The sequence below is a fragment of the Butyrivibrio sp. FC2001 genome, assembly GCF_000424125.1.
Taxonomy (GTDB): Bacteria; Bacillota; Clostridia; order Lachnospirales; family Lachnospiraceae; genus Butyrivibrio.
In genome coordinates this window covers 1-21,383 of record NZ_KE384134.1, presented here as the reverse complement: position 1 = coordinate 21,383, position 21,383 = coordinate 1, and the positions used below count along the sequence as shown (strand labels likewise).

Annotated in this window: 16 protein-coding genes and 1 pseudogene; 15 read left to right on the top strand and 2 right to left on the bottom strand. The window is 44.1% G+C overall.

What is annotated here, in order from left to right:
• The 6 genes and pseudogenes from G601_RS0119100 to G601_RS0119075 all read left to right on the top strand — a co-directional run.
• Entirely contained in the window at window positions 1-2,193 is a 2,193-nt protein-coding gene (locus tag G601_RS0119100) for an ATP-binding cassette domain-containing protein (protein ID WP_026666288.1), read from the top strand.
• The gene (locus G601_RS0119095) at window positions 2,183-2,692 is read left to right on the top strand and encodes an RNA polymerase sigma factor (RefSeq protein WP_026492481.1); all 510 of its coding nucleotides are present in this window, start codon (window positions 2,183-2,185) and stop codon (window positions 2,690-2,692) included. Before G601_RS0119100 ends, G601_RS0119095 begins: the two co-directional genes overlap by 11 nt.
• Complete coding sequence (locus G601_RS0119090; RefSeq protein ID WP_026666287.1) at window positions 2,689-5,358, top strand: HD domain-containing protein; 2,670 nt, start codon at window positions 2,689-2,691, stop codon at window positions 5,356-5,358. Before G601_RS0119095 ends, G601_RS0119090 begins: the two co-directional genes overlap by 4 nt.
• Window positions 5,359-5,390: 32 nt before the next feature.
• On the top strand, window positions 5,391-6,896 hold the full coding sequence (gene preA / locus G601_RS0119085) for an NAD-dependent dihydropyrimidine dehydrogenase subunit PreA (protein ID WP_051206106.1): 1,506 nt from the start codon (window positions 5,391-5,393) through the stop codon (window positions 6,894-6,896).
• Window positions 6,897-6,944: 48 nt separating this feature from the next.
• Complete coding sequence (locus G601_RS0119080) at window positions 6,945-8,504, top strand: ABC transporter substrate-binding protein/permease (RefSeq protein ID WP_026666285.1); 1,560 nt, start codon at window positions 6,945-6,947, stop codon at window positions 8,502-8,504.
• Window positions 8,497-9,213 (top strand): annotated as a pseudogene (locus G601_RS0119075) (amino acid ABC transporter ATP-binding protein); the annotation flags it as partial. The gene G601_RS0119080 and the pseudogene G601_RS0119075, both read left to right, overlap by 8 nt.
• 480 nt (window positions 9,214-9,693) lie before the next feature.
• On the opposite strand, the gene G601_RS0119070 reads toward G601_RS0119075, so the two are convergent.
• Window positions 9,694-10,722, bottom strand: coding sequence for an SGNH/GDSL hydrolase family protein (locus G601_RS0119070; protein WP_026666283.1), 1,029 nt, complete (start codon window positions 10,720-10,722; stop codon window positions 9,694-9,696).
• A 620-nt stretch (window positions 10,723-11,342) separates the two neighbouring features.
• Here G601_RS0119070 and G601_RS0119065 point away from each other — a divergent pair.
• The 8 genes from G601_RS0119065 (at window position 11,343) to G601_RS0119030 (ending at window position 19,072) form a co-directional block, all read left to right on the top strand.
• Window positions 11,343-11,624 carry a hypothetical protein gene (locus G601_RS0119065; RefSeq protein WP_026492485.1) on the top strand — a complete coding sequence of 94 codons (282 nt, stop codon included), beginning with the start codon at window positions 11,343-11,345 and terminating at the stop codon, window positions 11,622-11,624.
• A 22-nt stretch (window positions 11,625-11,646) separates the two neighbouring features.
• Entirely contained in the window at window positions 11,647-11,934 is a 288-nt protein-coding gene (locus G601_RS0119060) for a hypothetical protein (RefSeq protein WP_026492486.1), read from the top strand.
• A 26-nt stretch (window positions 11,935-11,960) separates the two neighbouring features.
• Window positions 11,961-13,562, top strand: a complete 1,602-nt coding sequence (locus G601_RS0119055; RefSeq protein WP_026666282.1) for a helicase HerA-like domain-containing protein — start codon at window positions 11,961-11,963, stop codon at window positions 13,560-13,562.
• A 30-nt stretch (window positions 13,563-13,592) separates the two neighbouring features.
• The gene (locus G601_RS0119050) at window positions 13,593-15,545 is read left to right on the top strand and encodes a hypothetical protein (protein WP_026666281.1); all 1,953 of its coding nucleotides are present in this window, start codon (window positions 13,593-13,595) and stop codon (window positions 15,543-15,545) included.
• A 23-nt stretch (window positions 15,546-15,568) separates the two neighbouring features.
• Window positions 15,569-16,627 carry a glycosyltransferase gene (locus G601_RS0119045; protein ID WP_026666280.1) on the top strand — a complete coding sequence of 353 codons (1,059 nt, stop codon included), beginning with the start codon at window positions 15,569-15,571 and terminating at the stop codon, window positions 16,625-16,627.
• A 12-nt stretch (window positions 16,628-16,639) separates the two neighbouring features.
• Window positions 16,640-17,170, top strand: a complete 531-nt coding sequence (locus G601_RS25470) for a hypothetical protein (protein ID WP_051206072.1) — start codon at window positions 16,640-16,642, stop codon at window positions 17,168-17,170.
• Window positions 17,171-17,308: 138 nt separating this feature from the next.
• A complete protein-coding gene (locus tag G601_RS0119035; protein ID WP_026666279.1) occupies window positions 17,309-18,793 on the top strand; it encodes a methyl-accepting chemotaxis protein in 1,485 nt (494 codons plus the stop codon).
• 27 nt (window positions 18,794-18,820) lie between these two features.
• Window positions 18,821-19,072, top strand: coding sequence for a hypothetical protein (locus G601_RS0119030; protein WP_026492491.1), 252 nt, complete (start codon window positions 18,821-18,823; stop codon window positions 19,070-19,072).
• 72 nt (window positions 19,073-19,144) lie between these two features.
• On the opposite strand, the gene G601_RS25465 is transcribed toward G601_RS0119030, so the two are convergent.
• Complete coding sequence (locus G601_RS25465; protein WP_051206070.1) at window positions 19,145-20,188, bottom strand: CPBP family intramembrane glutamic endopeptidase; 1,044 nt, start codon at window positions 20,186-20,188, stop codon at window positions 19,145-19,147.
• A 92-nt stretch (window positions 20,189-20,280) separates the two neighbouring features.
• Between G601_RS25465 and G601_RS0119020 the strand changes: the two genes are divergently transcribed.
• Window positions 20,281-21,009, top strand: coding sequence for an SEL1-like repeat protein (locus tag G601_RS0119020; protein WP_026492492.1), 729 nt, complete (start codon window positions 20,281-20,283; stop codon window positions 21,007-21,009).
• Window positions 21,010-21,383: the final 374 nt, after the last annotated feature.

Below are 21,383 nucleotides of genomic sequence, written 5' to 3'. Positions count from 1 at the left end.
ATGAGCTGGTTTGATGAACAAATTAAAATACGTGAAAACGCCGACATGGAGGCCTTCGAGGATTCATGTCTTAGAATAGCGGGTTCCGTTATGGGAAAAAGCCTGACTGCAGCTCTCCATGATGAGAGGCAGCAGGCTAAGGACGCTATCGGTGAGGTGCTTAAATACTACCACGTGGCAGAAAGAGAGATTCCCGAAAAGCTCACTTCTCTTGAGGATATTCTGGAATATCTACTGCGACCAAATGGAATGATGATAAGGGAAGTGACTCTTAGAGAAGGCTGGAGAAAGGCTGCCTCCGGTGCCATGCTCACCACCCTAAAGGGCAGTAATACGCCCCTTGCGCTCATCCCGGCAGGTATGTCCGGCTATAAATACAGAGATGCCGAGACGGGAAAATATGTAAGGGTTACGGCAGCAAGGGAGAAGCAGATAGCCACTGATGCTATAGCTTTTTATAAGCCCTTCCCCGTGAGGAAGCTGGGGATGAGAGATGTGATCTCTTATATTTGGGCAAATATTGATAAGGGAAGTCTGTACGCATATTTAGGGATTTTTACCCTTATAGCTCTGCTTGGACTTATTGTTCCTTATATTACAAAGAGCATGTTCGCAGACGTTGCTGTGTCAGGAAACATGGTAGCTCTTATAGCAATTTCGATATTTATGATAAGCGTATCTCTTGGAAGAATGCTGTTTGGAACGATTCGTGATCTTTTCCTTGAGAGGATTGCCCTTAAGCTTGATCAGACCGTTGAAGCTGCCACCATGATGAGAATTCTTGCACTTCCTACGGGGTTCTTTGGGAACTATGCATCGGGTGATCTTAGCACAAGAATAAACTACATGAACCTCCTTGTTACGCAGCTTATTAACATAGGACTTTCAACAGGACTGACGGTGCTTTTGTCCTTTATATACATAATTCAGATATTTACCTTTACGCCAACGCTGGCTGTTCCGGCGCTCACCGTTACGCTTCTTATCATCATAGTTACGGTTATGGCGGTTGTTGTAAGCACAGGCATAAACCGCGTTCAGATGGAGCTTGCTGCCAAGGAGAGCGGTCTTGCGTATGCGCTTATTGCAGGTATTGAGAAGATTAAGCTTTCGGGTGCTGAGAGACGTGCCTTTGCAAAGTGGGGCAGAGCGTACTCCGAGCAGGCTGTTTATAAATATGATCCGCCGCTTTTCGTAAAGACAAGCTCAGTTCTGATAACGGCGATTTCTCTTATCGGAACTGTGATCATATACATGATAGCCATAAAAACTCAGGTCAGTATCCCTGAGTACTATGCCTTTGACTCAGCCTTTGGAATGGTGAGTGCTTCCTTTGCAACCTTCTCCGTTATGGTTACATGTGTTGCTCAGATAAAGCCTATTCTGGAGATGGTAAGGCCTATCATGGAGACTGTTCCCGAAGTCGCAGAGGATAAGCCTGTTATAGAAAGGCTAACCGGAGCAGTTGAGGTTAATAACGTAACCTTCAGATATGATGAGGACGGACCGCCTGTACTAGATAATCTGAACCTTAAGATCAAGCCGGGTCAGTACGTTGCGATCACTGGGAAAACCGGCTGCGGAAAGTCAACGCTTATGCGTATTCTGCTTGGCTTTGAGACTCCTCAGCGAGGTGCCATTTATTACGACGGCAAGGATATAAAGAGTATCGACCTTAAATCCCTCAGAAGCAGGATCGGAACTGTTATGCAGAACGGTTCACTTTTCATGGGAGATATTTATGCAAATATAGTTATCTCCAATCCTGAGCTTACTCTGGATGATGCCTGGGAAGCGGCTGAGCTTGCCGGGATGGCAGATGATATAAGACGTATGCCCATGGGAATGTTTACGATGATAGCAGAGGGCGCCGGCGGAATATCAGGCGGTCAGAAGCAGCGACTTATGATAGCAAGAGCTATCGCACCAAAGCCTAAGATTCTGATGTTTGATGAGGCTACAAGTGCCCTTGATAACATCACTCAGAAGCAGGTGTCGGATTCCCTTGAGACACTTAAGTGTACAAGGATTGTTATCGCTCACAGACTTTCAACCATTAAGAACTGCGACAGGATTATCGTGCTTGATGGCGGAAAGATTATTGAAGATGGAACCTATGACGAACTTATGAAGCTGAACGGATCTTTTGCGGAGCTTGTTAAGAGGCAGCAGGTAGAAACAGATGAAGGATAAAATGCCATTTGAAGAAGTTTATAGTTCTTGCTACGACAGGGTATATAAGAGTGTGTACATGCGCATTCTTGACCGGGAGAGCACTGAGGATATCGTACAGGACGTATTTATCAAGGCTATGAATGCCTATGACACTTACGATCCTGAGAAGGCCTCGGTATTCACCTGGATTTCCAGGATTGCGACTAATACTCTTACGGACTTTTTCAGGAAGGATAAATCGGACAAGTTAGTTTCATACGATGTATATTTAGAGAACGGCTTTGACCCCGGGGCAGAGGATCCGGAGCTCGACAGACTGTCAGATGATTACAGCAAAGAGGCGTATATCATACTTAAAGCTCTGACGGACGAGGAACGAGAGCTGTTAATGCTCAGGTTTGGTATGGAGCTCTCCTACGGTGAAATTGCAGAGCGCATCGGATCAAATGAAAAGGCAGTCGCCAAGCGCATGCAAAGACTTCTGACAAAATGCAAAGAAATGAGGGATAAGGGATGAGCGCAAGCAATAAAACTTCAAAGGATTTATTGAGTAAGCTTTTCTTTAATATGCTTCCTGTTCAGATTCTGATATTTGCCATGGGATCCATAAATTCCATCGTCGACGGTGCCATGGCAGGAAGATTTATCGATGCAGCATCTGTCGGAGTTATTGGACTGTTCTATTCCGTGGTTCGGCTTATTTTGGCGATAAGCTCAGTATTCTTAGGAGGAACCTCAGTACTGTGCGGAAGATATATGGGAAAAGGCGAGATGGATAATACGGAAGGTGTTTTTTCATTAAACCTGACCATTACTGTAATAACAGGTCTTGTCTTCACGGGCGTATGTCTTGGAGCTCCTTCTCTTGTCGCGGATATTCTTGGCTCAAGCGAGGAACTTAAGCCCAGTCTGATGACATATATTGTCGGTTATTCCTTTGGTGTTCTTCCAATGCTGCTTTCTGACCAGTTGGCATCATTTCTTCAGCTGGAGAGACAGAACTGGATCGGATATATCGGAGTAGCCGGAATGATAATCTCAAACGTTACTCTTGATGTACTTTTGGTAGCTGTTTTTAAGCTTGGAGTCTGGGGCCTTGCCCTTGCTACCTCCATCAGTAATACAATCTATCTGTTTATTCTTTTACCTTATTATTTTACTTCCAAAGCGCAGCTTCACTACAGCTTTAAAAAGGCTAAGTGGAGTGATCTTGGGAGCCTTATCGGTATAGGCTTTCCCGGCGCGCTTCTTATATTCTGTCTGTCCTTTAGAGGAATTGTCATAAACAGAATCCTTCTTAAATATTCAGGTAATGACGGACTTTCTGCCATGGCCTCCTTTAGCATGGTCAGCGGAATGTTTATCGCATATTGCCTTGGAAACGGATCTATTGTTCGCATGTTTGTCAGCATCTTTGTGGGAGAAGAGGATAAGTATTCCATCAAAAAGGTTATGAAAATAGTTATGACAAAGGGTTTGCTTATCAGCATAGTATTTGCGGCATTTATTTACATGATTTCACCCCTGCTCACCAGTATATTTTTTGCTGATAAAAATTCCAACGTATACCACCTTACATATCAGCTTTTTGCCATATATGCCTTTTGTATTCCCCTGGTACTCATATGTCAGGTTTTTACCAACTATCTTCAGGCTTCGGGGCATTATATTTTTGTGAATGTTCAGTCGGTATTTGATGGATTCTTTGCCATGGTAATACCTGCCATAATTCTGGCACCTGTTATGGGAACACTTGGAGTATGGATAGCAAACCCCATCGGAATTATTCTGACTATACTGACTGTTCCTGTATATAGCCTTATCTATTGGAAAAGAATCCCCCGGAACATGGATGAGGTATTTTTCTTCAAGCCCAACTTTGGTGTTGAACCCAAGGATTCACTTGATCTTCCGATAAGGGATATGAACGATGTGGCAGACTCCTCCGAGAAGGTACAGAATTTCTGCGAAGAGCATGGTATAGGAAAAAAGGCCTCCATGTACTCGGCTCTGTGTCTGGAGGAGATGGCAGGAAATGTAGTAAGGCATGGTTTTACTGCAGATAAAAAGAAGCACGCTTTGAATATCAGGGTTGTCTACTTAAGAGGCGATGTAATGCTCAGAATCAAGGATGACTGTATACCCTTTGATCCTTCAGAGATGGCAGAGATGGTTGCTCAGAATGAAGAGACTGAAAACATAGGAATCAGGATGGTATACAAGCTTTCCGATGAGGTTACCTATCAGAATCTGTTGGGATTAAATGTCCTTACAACCACTATAAAAGAGGATAACCTTGCATCTCTTGAGGCTAATGATTTCCTTCTTGAGAAGACCCTGCTGAAGCTTGATAAGGATCTTCACAAGAGGTTTAAGGAGGTGGCAATGGTGTCTCAGAACGTCCTTAATAAATACAGGGCAATTTTCCCGGAATATACGGACCATTCCGAGCTTCATAGCCTTACCGTAATCGATTCCTGCAACCATCTGATCGGAGAGAGTCAGGTGAAAAAGCTAAACGCTGACGAAATATATATACTTTTGGTTGCATGCTATCTCCACGATGTTGGAATGGGTATAAGCGAGAAGGATTACGAGGAGTTTAAGGAAAAACTGGGTGGAGATTACTATTTTGCAGACCATCCGAATGATACTAAAGCAGATTATGTAAGAATCTTCCACCATGAGTTCAGTGGACTTTATATTGATAAATACTGGGAGATTTATGATATCCCTTCACCTGAATATGCTTATTGCATTAAGCAGGTTGCGAGAGGACACAGGAAAACTGATCTTTTCGATGAGAATGAATATCCTTCGGATTACAAGCTTCCAAATGGAAATACGGTATGCCTTCCTTATCTTGCAGCCCTGATTCGTATTACGGATGAAATCGATGTGGTTGCAAGCCGCAATCCTATGATACTTTATGATATCAGCACTCTGACAGACGAAGAGGAAATAAATCATAACAAAAGGCTTTTTGCTGTTAAGTCCATGAAGATGACAGAGGAGACCTTCCTGCTACTTGCAGAGGAGAAGGATGAAGCCATCATTAAAGACCTTGAAGATATGGTTGTATCTATGCAGGAAAAGTTGGACTACTGCAGACAGGTTGTGGAGAAGAGAACGCCGTTTAAGCTTACCCAGAAGAAGATACTTCTGAATGTTATCAGGAGATAGAGTAAGCGTGAATGCGAAAGGAGCATAAGATCATGATGATAAAACCTGTTATTAAACGATTGGATATGATTTCATGCGTATTATGCAAAGATGCTCCCTGTAGTGCTGCATGTCCGAATGTGGATCCCGCCAGGGCTTTGCGTGGGATATGGTTTGACAATCAGGACGTGGCAGCGATGAAGCTTCGTGAGAATAATCTATGCGCCGGCTGTGATGCACCGTGTGAAGCTGCGTGTGTAAACAGTGGGAGAGTTCCCATAAAGCAGCTCATGACCGATTTACATGAAAAGGTTCGCCCTGAAGTAGAGATTGCAATACCTGATAATGAAGAGAGACTTAAATGCGATTTATGCGGAGTGCCGATTGAGAATCCATTTTTACTGTCTTCCTCTGTGGTGGCTTCTACATACGATATGTGTGCAAGGGCCTTTGAAGCAGGCTGGGCTGGAGTTTGCTTTAAAACCATCTGTTCACTTGATATCCATGAAGCTTCTCCAAGATTTTCCGCAATCAAGGGAGATAATGGAAGCCTTATCGGCTTTAAGAATATTGAGCAGCTTTCAGACCATAGCGTTGCAGAAAATATGGAGATATTCAGGCGACTTAAGGAAAAATATCCCTCTAAATTTATTCTGGCATCGATCATGGGACAGGACGAGGCTGAATGGGAATCCCTGGCTAAGTGCTGCGAGGAAAACGGAGCGGATGCCATAGAGCTTAATTTTTCATGTCCAAATATGCAGGAGGATGGTCTTGGCTCAGATATAGGTCAGGTGCCTGAACTGGTGGAGAGATTCACAAGGGCTGCAAAAAGAAGCACTACAATTCCTGTGCTTGCAAAGCTTACACCTAATGTTGCCACCATGAGTCCTGCTGCAGAGGCTGCACTACGTGGCGGAGCAGATGGTATCGCTGCGATAAATACCATAAAGAGTATTGTTGGTGTCAGTCCATATACTTTTGTTTCAGCACCGGCTGTAAAAGGATTATCAGCAGTTGGTGGCTACAGCGGAAATGCCGTAAAGCCAATAGCTTTAAGATTTATAGCTGAGATAGGACAGAATCCAAAGCTTAAGGGAATGCATATAAGCGGAATGGGCGGAATTGAAACCTGGAGAGATGCCCTGGAGTTCATTCTGATGGGAGCCGGTTCGATTCAGATCACTACTGCCGTGATGCAGTACGGCTACAGGATAATTGATGACCTTAAGGAAGGCCTGAATTATTATCTTGCCCAAATGGGAATTAAATCCGTGAAGGATATCATTGGTGCAGGCCTTGATACAGTCAGTGATTCAACTGATGTGCTGGAGAGAGACATGATTCTTTTCCCTGCATTTGATCTTGAAAAGTGCAATGGATGTGGAAGATGCGTTATCTCCTGTAATGACGGAGGGCACCAGGCGATCAGATTTGACGACCGAAAGCCTAAGCTTGATGGAAGTAAGTGTGTGGGGTGTCATCTGTGCAAGCTTGTGTGTCCGGAGGATGCAATTGTTGCGGGGAAGAAACGTATTGGAATGGGGAGAAGTGGCTGATTATATGAGGCTCATGGAGTTGGAAAAAGAGCCTCTGGAGGTTGTTTCATGAGAAAAACTGCATGTATTCTGCTGTTGGCTCTTATTATGAGCATGATGGTTGCTTGTGGGTCAAAGAATAGTCAGGATGATGCTTCCATAAGTTCAGGGGGCGGCCCGGAATATAGCACATTTGAAGAACTCTCCGGTAAGACGGTGTCCATGCTTACAGGTGCACCCTTCGAAGAACTGGTGAAGAGCAAGAATCCGGATGTAGGTGGATTTACATCCTTCAACAGTACGCCTGATATGCTTTTGGCTCTGGAATCGGGTAAAACAGACGCTGTCTTAACTAATAACGCAATTGCAGCTTTGGCGGTGAATCGCAATCAGGACCTTGCACTTTTTCCGCAGGAGCTAAAAGGAGGCACGTTTGGGCTTGCTTTTGAAAAGGGAGATGCCCGGTGTGATGACTGGCAGGCGGCATTAGATGCCATTCCTGAGGAAGCTGTGGAAGCAGCCTGGAAAAAATGGACAGGTGCGGATGAAAGCGTCAAAGTATTGCCTGCTCAGGACTGGCCTGGTGCGAATGGAACAGTTCGCGTAGCAGCCTGTGACACGCTGGAGCCTATGAGTTATGTCGGCGGAGACGGAGAGCCGAAGGGCTTTGACCTTGAAATGATCCTGATGATTGCAAAAGAAATGGATATGCATGTGGAGTTTACCAGTATGGAGTTCGCTGCCATATTGGCCTCGGTGCAGTCAGGAAAAGCCGATATTGGGGCGGGATCCATCATAATCACCGAGGAGAGGGCGCAGGCTGTGGATTTCGTTGAATACTATCCTGCGGCCTTTGTGCTGATCGTACGTAATCTTAATGATGCTGCGGTGGAAGTCTCGGATGACGAGAGAACAGATGACGGCATCGCCTCCAGTTTTGAAAAGACCTTTCTTCGGGAAGATCGCTGGAAACTATTCGTTAGCGGTGTGTTGATCACCCTTATAATCACGCTATTATCGATAATATTTGGGACAATCCTGGGATTTGCTGTTTTCATGCTATGCCGTGACGGGAATCCTGCAGCAAATCTTGTTACCCGTTTCTGCCTTTGGTTAGTACAGGGGATGCCGATGGTGGTATTACTTATGATTCTGTATTACATCATCTTTGGAAAGGTGGCTATAGACGGAGTTGCAGTCGCTGTGATTGGCTTCACCCTCACCTTCGGTGCTACGGTGTTCGGACTCCTTAAGATGGGCGTCGGAGCGGTGGATATCGGACAGTATGAGGCTGCATATGCTTTAGGATATTCAAAGCAAAGAACGTTTTTCAAAATAATACTTCCGCAGGCTCTTCCCCATGTGCTCCCTGCCTATAAAGGTGAGATAGTTGGTTTGATAAAAGCTACGGCCATCGTAGGCTATATCGCTGTACAGGATCTGACCAAGATGGGTGACATCGTGCGTAGTCGTACTTACGAAGCATTCTTCCCGCTTATTGCTGTTACTGTCATCTATTTCCTGTTGGAAGCATTGATAGGACTGTTTGTTCTCAGAATCAGTGTGAATTTTAATCCGAAGCGTCGAAGAAAGGAAGATATCCTGAAGGGGGTCAGGACACATGATTAAGATTGAGCATTTGAAAAAAGAATATTCGAATGCCACGCCCTTAAAGGACGTAAGTGTCGAAATCCACGACGGAGATGTGATTTCCGTCATAGGTCCCTCCGGCACAGGCAAGAGTACGCTTATTCGCTGTATTAACCAGCTGGAGAAACCTACTTCAGGAAAAATATGGGTGGATGATCAGGAAATCACAGACCCTAAGTGTGACATAAACAAGGTTCGACAGAAGATGGGTATGGTATTCCAGAGCTTTAATCTGTTCGGGCACAAGACAGTAATAGAGAATATCATGATGGCACCCATGGATCTTCTGGGAAAATCCAAACAGGAAGCCTATGACATAGGCATGCAGCTGCTAAGGACAGTGGGCCTTGCAGAGAAGGCCATGAACTATCCGGATGAACTTTCGGGAGGGCAGAAGCAGCGTATCGCCATTGCGCGGACCCTGGCAATGGATCCGGAGGTGATTCTTCTTGATGAACCTACCAGTGCCCTGGATCCCACCATGGTGGGCGAGGTGCAGGCGGTAATAAAGAATCTGGCGGGAACCGGTAAGACGATGATGATCGTCACCCACGAGATGAACTTCGCCAGGGCAATCTCTAACCGTGTGTTTTTCATGGATGAAGGCGGCATATACGAGGACGGCTCTCCTGAAGAGATATTTGTTCATCCTAAAAAGGAGAGAACCCGTCGTTTTGTACATCAGCTGAAGGTGCTGGAGCTTAACATCGAAAGCCGCGATTATGACTTCCTGGGTATGGCCGGAGAAATCTGGACCTGGTGTGAGAAAAATCAGATTGTACCTAAATTGATAAATCGTGTGCAGCTGACCTTTGAAGAAATCATGGGATTACTGCTTCCGGCTTTGGAAGAACCACGTGTGCATGTGGCAATTGAATATTCGGAAAAGGATGCACAGGCGACTATGACAGTGCGCTACGGCGGTCCGAAATTTGATGTGACATCTCAGAGAGACGAGCTTGCCATAAAAGTACTTAAAAGTGCCATATCAGACATGGCTTATACCTGGGAGGATGAGGCGGAGCTCCACAATCAGGTGGTGCTATACATCAGGGAAGTGTAATTAAGTGTAATTGAAAAGCCGATGACGCTGTGTCATCGGCTTTTATGATAAGTATCTGTCTTATTTGTTTTGAAAAAATATAGATACTATTCTGGTTGATTCGCTTTATAAATTGCTGAGGATATAATTCCAAATAGCAGTAGTTGGTTTAGGGTTATAGTGTATTCCATCTGGTGATATTTCAATATTGCCTTTTACGAAGGTATACAGATCTATGACCTTTACTCCGTGGGAGCTTGCCCATGAAGTGATTTCCTGATTGAAGGCAACCATCTTCGCATCGGGGTAGTTGGCTGTGTCAAAATCCCCGCTAAGGAATGCGTCATTTGTGGGACCTACAGTGCAGATAACAACCTGTTTTCCCTGGTTAAGAAGATTCTGATAAACCTGCTCATAGAGCGCGGCATCGTTATTATCGTTACATCCAAGCCATGAAACCAGTGTATCAAACTCATCCATGCTGTGGCTTCCAAGTACATCTGTAAGGTACGCGCAGTGACAGCCATCTCTTGCAAACACTCTTATTCCGCCGGCGTTTAAGTCATAGACTTCTGAAACATTTCCATCAAACATATCAACGGTTCTGGAATCTCCAACGAAAAAGATATTGCCGTAGCCGGTGTTGTCCTGCTGATTTGCGCTATCATCCTCGGGAGTTTTTTCTTCTGTTTTTCCGGCATCTGATGAGTCACTATCATCGGTGTCTGTATCTGTATCAGCATCAGGTGTGTTGGTGCTTTTGTTGCTGTAATTTGAAGAGTCATCATTGTCGCTGCTATTATCGGCTGAACCACCGCCTAAACCTGAAGCAGGTGAATAGTTGTTGTGGTCTGTGTCAGAGCCGTCATCATCAGAAGAATTATCACCAACTGATGAAGAGGGTCCTCCTCCGAAATCTATATCAGTATCGGATCCATTTGAAGGATCATCACCGCTGCTATTTGAAGGTGTACTATAATCACCGCCGTCATCCGGAATGCTATCATTTGCTGATTCCGGTGCGCTGTCACTTGGAGCAGCTTCCATACTTTCGTATGAAGAAGTAGGAGTCTCCTGAGTCTGTGTGTTAGTGGCGTTACCGCAGCCTGCTATTACAAGACACGCTACCAGCGCCAAAAATTTGCCTTTTTTCATATTGTCTCCTCCATTCTGGTAATTGTTGTCTGAATTTCGAATGTGATTTGTCTTTATATAGTCCCTCTTACGTCAATATTTTTATATTTGTTTGATTGACTTACTGGATTATCGATATATTGTTTAAATGTAAACGCTACCATGAACTCGTTAAGTCAGTATATAGTTTGCAAACTATATAGACTTACTTTTGTGCTTGCTTATTTCCGAAAAGGCAGCAATTTTTCAACCAATCCGGACTTATTTTGTATTACTGACTTAACAGAGTGCTGAGATGTGCAGAAAAACATATACAAACAAACTATAATACGACAAACATTACGTCAATCTTGCAAAAAATCACCCTTCAGACTGAGTTTTCCCAAAAAACTTTCCTAAGTATAACACAAGAATGTGAATTTTACGTCAACTATCCCAATTTCTACCAATTGACGTAAAAGAAATGCCCACAAAAAACCAATACCAACGACATAAAAGAAATTAAGAAAAGAAAATCCCAAAAGCCAAAATATAAAAATAATATTATATATTTATTGGTTTATTGTTTTGAACCCAAAATCTAGTTAAAATAGAAATAGATTTTCTTTTTTAGAATTATCTTATGGCAGGAGGGATTTTGAGTGGACGAATTCATTGAGAGACTTAAAAATGATGAAGAGTTCAGACATGAGCTCAGAGATTTTCTTGCAGGTAAAACTGATGAGATGAATGAAATAATCGACGAGTACAACAAGAAGAGGGACGAACTCGTAATTGGCGCTATCAAGGACTATGCCGCGGAGAATGGCATGAGCATTTCTGATTCTGCGGAATCTAAGAAGAAATGCCGCGAGATATGTGAGTCAGTTCATAAGAGCCAGGTGGAAGAGTACGAAAGTGCCCTTAAGATGCTATTCGCATAATTCGTTTTGTCGGAGGTATATCATGGATAAATTCTTTTTGAAGTTAAAACAGAATCCTGATCTTCGCGCGGGCTTTGGCGCCAAGCTTCATTCTATTGACGGGGAGGTTGCGAGCCTTACGGATGAGCTTAATGATAAGAGAAATCAGCTTATACTTGAGGGAATGTCCGAGTTTGCAGGCACTCATGGTTATAAGCTTAGTCCTGATGAGGTTAAGAAGGCATACATTTCCGAGTGCAGGAAGATTGATGCTGATTATAAGACTTACTACAAGGACTTCTTTATGGAGGGCGTTGTAGACGAGTTCTGAAAATAATAAATGGGAGGGTATGAAAAATGGTTAAAGATGGGAAGGTTTTTGTTGCCAGAGCAGATAATGGGGAGGCTCTGTATCTTTTGCCTAAGATGGCAAACAGACACGGACTTATTGCGGGTGCAACAGGTACCGGTAAAACAGTTACATTAAAAGTACTTGCGGAATCCTTTTCCGATATGGGGGTTCCTGTTTTTCTTGCGGACGTAAAGGGCGACCTTGCGGGCATGATTCAGGAAGGCTCCGGAATGGAGGATAGGATTCAGAGCTTTTCATTAGAGGATACAGGATATGAATATAAAAAGTATCCTGTTACATTCTGGGATATTTTCGGGGAAAAGGGTATTCCGCTGAGAACCACCATTTCCGAGATGGGTCCCATTCTTCTTTCACGTATTCTTGGACTTAATGATCTTCAAAGTGACATTCTTACAATTGCTTTCAAGATAGCCGATGACAACGGCTGGTTCCTTTTTGATACCAAGGATCTGAAGGCTCTTCTTAATGAGCTTTCTGAGAATAATAAGGATTACGCTGCTGACTACGGCAAGATGAGTCCGCAGTCCCTGAGCGCTATTTTAAGAGCGGTGGTTTCTCTTGAGACCCAGGGAGGCGACGTATTTTTCGGAGAGCCTGCGCTTAACCTTACAGACTGGTTTACAACAGACACTAACGGAAAGGGAATGATCTCAATTCTTGATTCCGAGAGTCTTATAAATAACGGCGTTTTATATTCCACCTTCCTTTTGTGGATGCTCTCTGAGCTTTTTGAGACTCTTCCGGAAGTGGGAGATATGGAAAAGCCCAAGATGGTATTCTTCTTTGATGAAGCACATCTCCTTTTCAAGGATACCTCCAAGGCGCTCCTTGCTAAGATTGAGCAGGTGGTTAAGCTTATCCGTTCAAAGGGCGTCGGTGTTTACTTCGTAACCCAGAATCCTAGGGATATTCCCGATGGAGTTCTTGCGCAACTCGGTAACAAGATTCAGCATGCGCTTCATGCCTATACTCCCGCTGATCAGAAGGCGGTTAAGGCTGCGGCTGAGTCCTTTAGAGAGAACCCTGATTTTAAGACCTTTGATGTGATAATGGAGCTTGGAACAGGACAGGCTGTGGTTTCCTTCCTTGATGAGGACGGAACACCCGGCGTTGTAAGAAAAGCGTTCATTCTTCCTCCTATGAGTAAGATTGGCGGAATAGATGACTCTGCAAGAGATAACGCTATAAAGGGAAGTCTCCTTTACAGCAAATATGCTAATGCCGTTGACTCTGATTCAGCCTATGAGATGCTTCAGAGAAAGGGCGTCCTTGATGCCGAAGCTGCTGAAAAAGCAAAAGCAGAGGCAGAGGCTGAGAAGGCAAGACTTAAGGAGGAGGCTGCCGCTATAAAGGCTAAGGAGCGTGAGGCAGCTGCTGCTATAAAGGCAGAGGAGCGCAAGAAGCAGCAGGAAGAGGCTGCCAAGAAGCGCGCAGCAAAGTCCGTCGCATCTACTGTCAGCGGAACAGTTGGACGAGAGGTCGGCAAGGCAGCCGGCAAGGGCTTTGGCAGATTCGGAAAGACACTTGGCGGCAATATTGGGGCCAGCCTTGGAAGAGGAATAATCGGAACACTCTTTAAGCTTTAAAATAATCAGACTTGGAGACTTATTAACATTATGTGGTTTTTGATTCCAATAGCATTTTTCATAACGGCAGCGCTGCTGTCAGTGAAATTCAGGGAGAGCATATGTGACACCATTGCGGTGACAGGAGCTATACAGATTCTTTTTCTGTATGTCCTGGCACTCTTCCGTGGGATGAAGTTCATATATGTTTCATCCATTGCAACGATCCTGATCTTCGGCGGACTTTGTCTTGCGGATTTTATGTTCAAAAAGACCCCCGGAGTCAGTCAGAAGATCATACATATAAACCATAACAGACATAGCTTTAAGAGATGCCTTCAGGTCTTTGCAAGGCCTGAGGTTTTCGCGTTTATATTTATCATTGCAGTGGTGACCTTCCTTACAAGGAATCAGATTTTTACATGGTGGGATGATATCAACTTCTGGTCATCGGATGCAAAGCAGCTCTATTATCTGAATGGCTTTCCCGGAAAATATGGAAATGTATCTCCTGAGTTTGGAGATTACCCTCCGGTGACCTCCATTTTTAAGTGGATATTCCTTGAGATCAGTTCTAAAAAGTACAGGGAAAGTCTTCAGTTTGCAGGCTACTACACACTGAATTTTGTATTTCTTATGCCGATCGTTAAGGGAGTCAGCACCAAGCTTGCGGCTCCTGCAACCTTCCTGGCATTCATGCTTCCCGGAATCATCAACGGAATCATCTTTTACGGAACACCCGCGGACATTACCATGGGTATTGTCTACGGTGCTCTTTTGTATGCTATCTGGGATAAGGACGGACATCAGAACATCTTCTATTATGGAAGGATTGCGCTCTACACAGCGGTTCTTTTGCTGACCAAATCCGTTGGAATCGAGTGGGCTGTTTTCGCTCTTATTTTCTTCTTTATGACCAATCCCGGAAAGGGAAGAAGAGCATCAAAGGTAAAGGGCATCTGCCTTGCAGCACTTTTTGCAGCGACCTTTTACGGAAGCTGGCTCCTGTTCTGCTTTATTAACAGAAGAGTTGCCAAGGCTACAGGCCTTGGAATAAGGATGGCTACAGGCTCCTACGTTGTACCTGCCAACGCCGCTCAGAAGGCGTGGTATTTCTTCCTGGGACTTTGGACCATGCCCATGCATGCAGACCATAACGTCACCTTTGATATGCCCATCGGAGTGATGATCGTCCTTATTTTTGCAGCACTTATTCTGATGATTAAAAAGGAGATCATTCCTCACAGAGAGAGGAAGAGATTTGCTCTTTTCTTTGTGCTTTCAGGAATAATCTCTTATGGAATTATTTTCATAGCACACATATCTCTGTTCCAGGCTGAGGATCAGTACCTTGATGCCTTCGCAATGACTAATTCTCTTGCAAGATACGGCGCACCCTTTACCATGGGAAGCATGTATCTTCTTATGGGCGTTGCCCTGACCTATGCAGGCAGCAAGAGGGCTGTCGAGGAAGCAGGGAATCCTGACCATGATGATTACTGGAAGAACAAGAGGAATATCATTTATATTCTTATCATACTTTTTGTGCTTCTAAATGCGGACTATGTGGGCACCTACAATTCTCTTTACGGATATCGAAAGACCCTTGAGGAGAAGGCTGCTTATAATGCGGATATGATTGATGATGGCGGTCAGCGCTTTATTGAGGCTCTGTACGGACACAGGGTTCTCTGGGGACACCGCGTACTGAACCTTCGAAGCGGCGATCCGGGACATTGGGTTCACGATACATATTTAAGTAAAGAAGTTTCCCCTGTTCCCGCAGTTTATGATACACTTACTGAGTCTGATGATGCCATTACATTGACAGATAAGATAAGAAAGAGCCATGCGGAGTATGTTTTTTCTGAGTCTGCACAGCTCTATGATAAGAATGCCTTTTCAGGATTTATGGAAAATGGCGAAGAATTTGAATTTTGGAAATTATATAAGGTAGAGGATACCGGAGATAGCTTAAAGCTCATACCGGTGTACCTGTACTGATATGGAGTTACTAATCTTAAAACATGAGTGCAACAGTACCGATAATAATACCGGCCTACGAGCCTGATGAAAAATTAATAAAGCTTTTGTCTGAGATAAATACGGCAGGCTTTTCACCGATAATCGTTGTAAATGACGGCTCTGACGATGACGTCTACGGTGGCATTTTTAAAAGAGCCGAAAATGACTATGGCGTTATAGTCTTAAAGCACGCAGTCAATATGGGAAAGGGCAGAGCGTTAAAGGATGCGTTTAATTACTGTCTCGTTGAGTACTCTGACCTTGTGGGTGTTATCACCGCCGATGCGGACGGACAGCACACCACCACTGATATAGGCCGCGTCAAGGCGGAGCTTATGGAGTATCCGGACAGCCTTATTATGGGCTGCAGGGATTTCGATGAGAGTGGCATTCCTGCCAGATCCGTTTTTGGCAATAAGACTACCAGCAGAGTCATGAAATCCCTTGCGGGTGTCCACGTATCCGACACACAGACAGGGCTCAGGGCTATTCCTGCCAATTTCATGAGATATCTTTTAAATGAAAATGGTGAGAGGTTTGAATTTGAGACCAACATGCTCCTTGCTACCAAGGCTGAGGGAGTTCCCATCAGGGAGGTGGATATTCAGACCATCTATATCGAAGAGAATAAATCCAGCCATTTTCATCCTATCAGGGATTCCATCAGAATTTATGCAGTGTTTGGCAAGTTCATAGTTTCATCGTTGTCATCAAGCCTTGTTGACATGCTGATGTTTGCTCTGTTCTGCAGAATATTCAGAAGAGTACAGGGCCTTCCTGTGGGATACATCATGCTCTCCACCATTTTAGCGAGAGTCGTATCCGCCACCTACAATTTCAGTGTGAATTACAAGGTGGTATTTAAGGGAACCGAGAACAAGTGGATGAGTGCGGTGAAGTATGCCGTTTTGGCAGTTATGATCGTTCTCCTCAGCGGCTACGGAGTTACCTATATTTACAGATTTTTCCCCGGCGTTCCGGAAGTGCTGGTAAAGATACCTGTTGACTGTATCCTGTTTTTGCTTAGCTTCTGGATTCAGCGCGAGTTCGTATATAAATAGAAATGGAGCAATATGAGACCGACACCCAGAAAAAAATCAAAAACCTACAACCTTGGAATGATGGCGCTCCTGTTTCTGTGCGCTATTTACATAATAATCTATCCGCACATCATAGCACCCAATCAGGCGAAGACTGAGGATGAGCCTGCAGAGAGCTCATCCTATGAGAAGGTTGAGAACGCAGCGGAGGTTATAACCGGTACGGATGAAGCGGCGACAAGTGCAGCCGAGGCAGCTATTGCAGCTATTGAGGAGAAGGAGAAAATCTCAGCTTCCGCCACCTACAGCTTTAGGAGCGATGAGAAGCTGAGAAGCCACTTTGAAAAGCATGGCCATGAGATGGGATTTTCTACTCAGAAGGAATACCTTGACGCAGCCAATGCGCTTATAAATAACCCCGAGGCCCTTCATAAGACAGAGGCAGAGGACGGGGATGCTATTTACTATCTGGAATCCACCGATGAGATAGCCTTTGTATCGACTGACGGATATATCCGTACCTACTTTATTTGTTCGGGAAAAGACTATTTTGAGAGACAGTAGAATTATAAATTAATTATAAAGAGGAGAAATCTTTATTTAGTAAAAATTAACAACTGTATTTCGTCTATTCTGATAAAATAATATGTGTGGAAAAGTTTTGTAACTGCGATCATATATTTTCTTATTCAGGAGGACATTATGGATAAATATCAATTCTCCCGTGCCAATCAGCGAGCGTATGCGGTATGCCTTATTATTGTGTGTACCTGTGCACTCGCCTTTATTATTGAGGGGGTTACTCAGGGCTTTTCTGGAGGCAGAATACTTGAGCTTGTATCTGTTGCCGTCAGCATAGCTGTTATGAGTGCCGGCGTTACAAGATTCAAGGAGGAAAAGCTCGGCTCGGTTCTTATTATGATTGGAGCTACAGTTACCTTCATAATCGTTATGCTCGTTGAAAACCAGCTGTTCTATGTTATGTTCGGACTTCCGATCCTCGTATGTGCCGTTATCTATATGAACAGGCGTATCATAATCGGAGGAAGCACAGTAATCTTACTTATGTATGTTATCTGCGCTTTCCGTGTTATGGCGAGACAGGATAGGGGCATGACAGAGATCGTCCTTTCAGGAATTGCCACAGTACTCCTTATCATGTCAGCATATTTTGCTCAGAACCTCCTGTACACCTTTAATGAAGAGCATTTTTCAACAATTGAAGAACACAATCAGGTGCAGGAAGCTGCAAGCAAGGATATGGGTAAGGTTGCACGCAGAATTGCCAAGCACTTCGATCAGGCCCAGGGCAGTATAGCAGAGCTGGAGTCCATCATTGAGAATACCTCTAATGGAATGAAGGATATTGCCGGATCTACAGAGAGCACAGCTAATGCCGTTACCGATGAGGCTCAGAAGGTTGCAGAGATCAGAGAACAGACACAGGTTGCTGATGATCAGCGCCAGCAGATGATCGATGCTTCTGCCAGCACCAAGGAAACCATCGCAGAGGTTGCAAAGACAATCGAGGTTCTGCGTGACAAGGCAAGAGGCGTTCGCTCAGCCAGCCAGATTACAGCAGAGTCCACCAAGGCCGTTCTTAATAAGGTGGAGGATGTACAGAAGATCCTGGGATCCATCATGGCGATTTCAAAACAGACAAACCTCCTTGCTCTGAATGCATCAATTGAGGCAGCAAGAGCAGGTGAAGCAGGAAAAGGATTTGCGGTAGTTGCTGAGGATATCAGACAGCTGTCAGAGCAGACCAACAACGCTTCAAATGAGATCACAAAGATTATCGGAGAGCTTACCGAGGATGCCAACAAGGCTATGGAAAGTATCGATAATACCGTTGAATCCGTTGAACTTCAGAATGAAGTTATCCGTGATACAGCACAGGCCTTTGAAACCATCGACAGCAATGTTGAGGATCTCATTGGCAAGATCGAAGAGATCGGAAACAGCATGGAGATGATCAATAACTCTACAAATGAGATCAATGATAGTATCTCCAATCTGTCTGCTACCAGCCAGGAGGTTGCAGCCCTCTCCAGTGACGGACTTAAGAATGCACAGAATGCTGTTGAGAAGTTTGAGAACTTCAAGGATTCACTTGATGGTATTTATAAGGAAGCTCAGAGACTTAAGGAAATTAATTTTGATTCCGACGATTCCGATGATGATTAATGAGTAGCAGGAAAAGGAGGTTTTTATATGAGAGTATTATTTGCAGCCGGACGTGTTCGTGAGGTTACCGATGTGGAAGTAGTAGGAATGGATGTCGGTGATGGACAGATCATTGGAACACAGGTGAACTTTATCATGGCAAACGGTAATAAGATAGAGTACATTTACAGTCAGGGCGTTCCGATCGAGGAATCCGGACAGAAGGCTGTAGAATTCGTTCAGGAGCTCTATAAAAACGGATATGCAGATTTCTCACAGGAAATTGTAGAGATGCTGTAAGCTTAAAAAATTATATAGGAAAAATAAGAAACGCCCTTGCTCGCAATGAACAAGGGCGATATTTTTGCTTGTTTACAGCATCACCGAGATAAGTATTGTAAGACCGGTACATACAAGTATAAGTGCGATCATGCCGACATTCAGGATCGACTTTATGCTGAACTTACCCTGGATCGGAGCTCCGGGAGTGTTCTGAAGCAGATTACCTTTTGCAATAAACATGATCAGAAGAATAAATCCTATAATGGCTAATCCATACTGAACGAGGTTGTAAATGATCATACCAGGTGAAGTAGCGTTTTTAAGTGTAGGATCGATCAAAAGCGGAATAAAGGCGCCGAAGCAGTTGAAGGTCATGTGCATGATGATCGTATATATAAGGCGTCTTGTGTAAACGTATACGTAAGCAAGTACTATTCCCAGGAAGAATGCATAGAAGAACTGGAATATATTGGTGTGAATAAGACCGAAAATAAAGCCTGATACAAAGATCGCATTCCATTCGCCGTAACGTCTGCAGTAGCCTACAACAGCGTATCTAAAAAGTATCTCCTCGAATATCGGAGCAAGTATTACCGTGAGAAGAAGCACAAGACCCAGGGGCATATCCGAGATCATTGAGGTCAGAAGGTTGTTCATATCGTTGCCTGTGACAAGAGATACGAGATATGCAAGTCCTGCACCTATCGCTGATCCGATTATTCCAAGAGGGAACATAAACATAAGGAAATTGAAAAATTCCCAGGGTGTGAGATTCCTTTTCAGGGAATTCTCGTAAGGAGTGGAGAATTTAAAACCGCTGAGTGTGGGAATATCTCTGTGTCCTCTGGAATTAAGAATCAAAATTGTGAGCGGAATACAAACAAAGTAGCTTACGCACATGGAAGCAAGGTTGATCATTCCTGTGTTTGAGCTGAACCTGGTAGTTATCTCTGTTGCAAGAGCCGGATCAATAGTCGGTGTAGACATGCCGCCATCTGCCATCATGCTAAACATATAAAACAGTGTATAAATAAATGAGGCAATTGCCACCACAACTGATGCGAGAATGTTGGATAATATCATGTAGAAAACTATAGCTATACCAAGATGCGAATATTTTTTTGCAACTGACATTAAGATAAACTCCTTTTCTTAAAAATCTAATAGAAGTATACGAAATAAAGTCGTGCGTGTAAAGGAAACATAGATATGATATTATATGGGTTATGAAAGAAAGAGACGAAAGCAGAATCGGTATCAGACGCACCACCAGAAGCCAGTACCGAAGAGAGCTAAAGAAATTTATAAGTGAAGGAAAGGGTCATTACAGATGCAGATTTGCAGACCTCGCCTATGAGATGGGTGATATGTACCGCAAGGGTATAGGAGGACCTTCGGACATATCCAAGGCTTACTATTATTATCTCCAGGCAGAGCATGCAGTGATGCTCAGACTCCAGGTGAAAAGGGACAGCGAGGACGAAGCTTTTCTTGCGAAGATCAGACTTGTCCTTACCCAGCTTCGTAGAAAGCTTGGATACGGCAGTGAGAAGCTCTATTGCAGCACACATCCCTTTGTTCTTTATCAGGCTCTTGAGGAGGGACATGATATCATGATTTCCTTCAGACACATGAAGAGTGGAAGGATAAAGATCATAGGCGCAAGGATTCCCAAGGCAGGAAGAGAAGAGTGCAAGAGATCACGAATGCTCATCACCTATGACAGATTCCACTATTGTGAGCTTAAGGACTTCGTTATCACCTACGCTCAGAATGTGCAGGGACTCTGGTACGCTGAGACTGAGGATTGTATAAGGGTAGACACCATCACTCTTGTAATGGATGAGCTTGTGGGTAACAGATGTGAGTTCTACTACCGCGATAAGCTTGTGGCCTATATTTTTGCTGAGGATTATGTTGTCAGCTCAGGTCGTCCAAGATATATGAGATTTTAAATTGATAGTTAAAATAGCCAGGACTGCTGCAGTAATGCGGCAGTCTTTTTAGTGATATAGGAAATTTCTCCGAAATTCCTATATCATAAAAAGCGCTCCGCTATGGATGCGCACTCGCGCGATAGGAATATGTTGCCTTCAGCAACCGCGCTCGGCGCGAGAATGTCGCAAGCGACATTCTTTCTTGGTTTGCGCGCCATGGGCGCGCTCTAACGGGTGCAAGTCCCGAACACGCCCAGATAGTGGGAAGTGTATAGCCGAACAGCAAGGGTGTCCATCGTGAGGTGGAATCTGAAGGAAGCTGTAAGCAAATCTCTGGTCCGACGGACAGAAATCACATATAAGGCTAGGCTACGAGAGATAAGTTGGCCAAG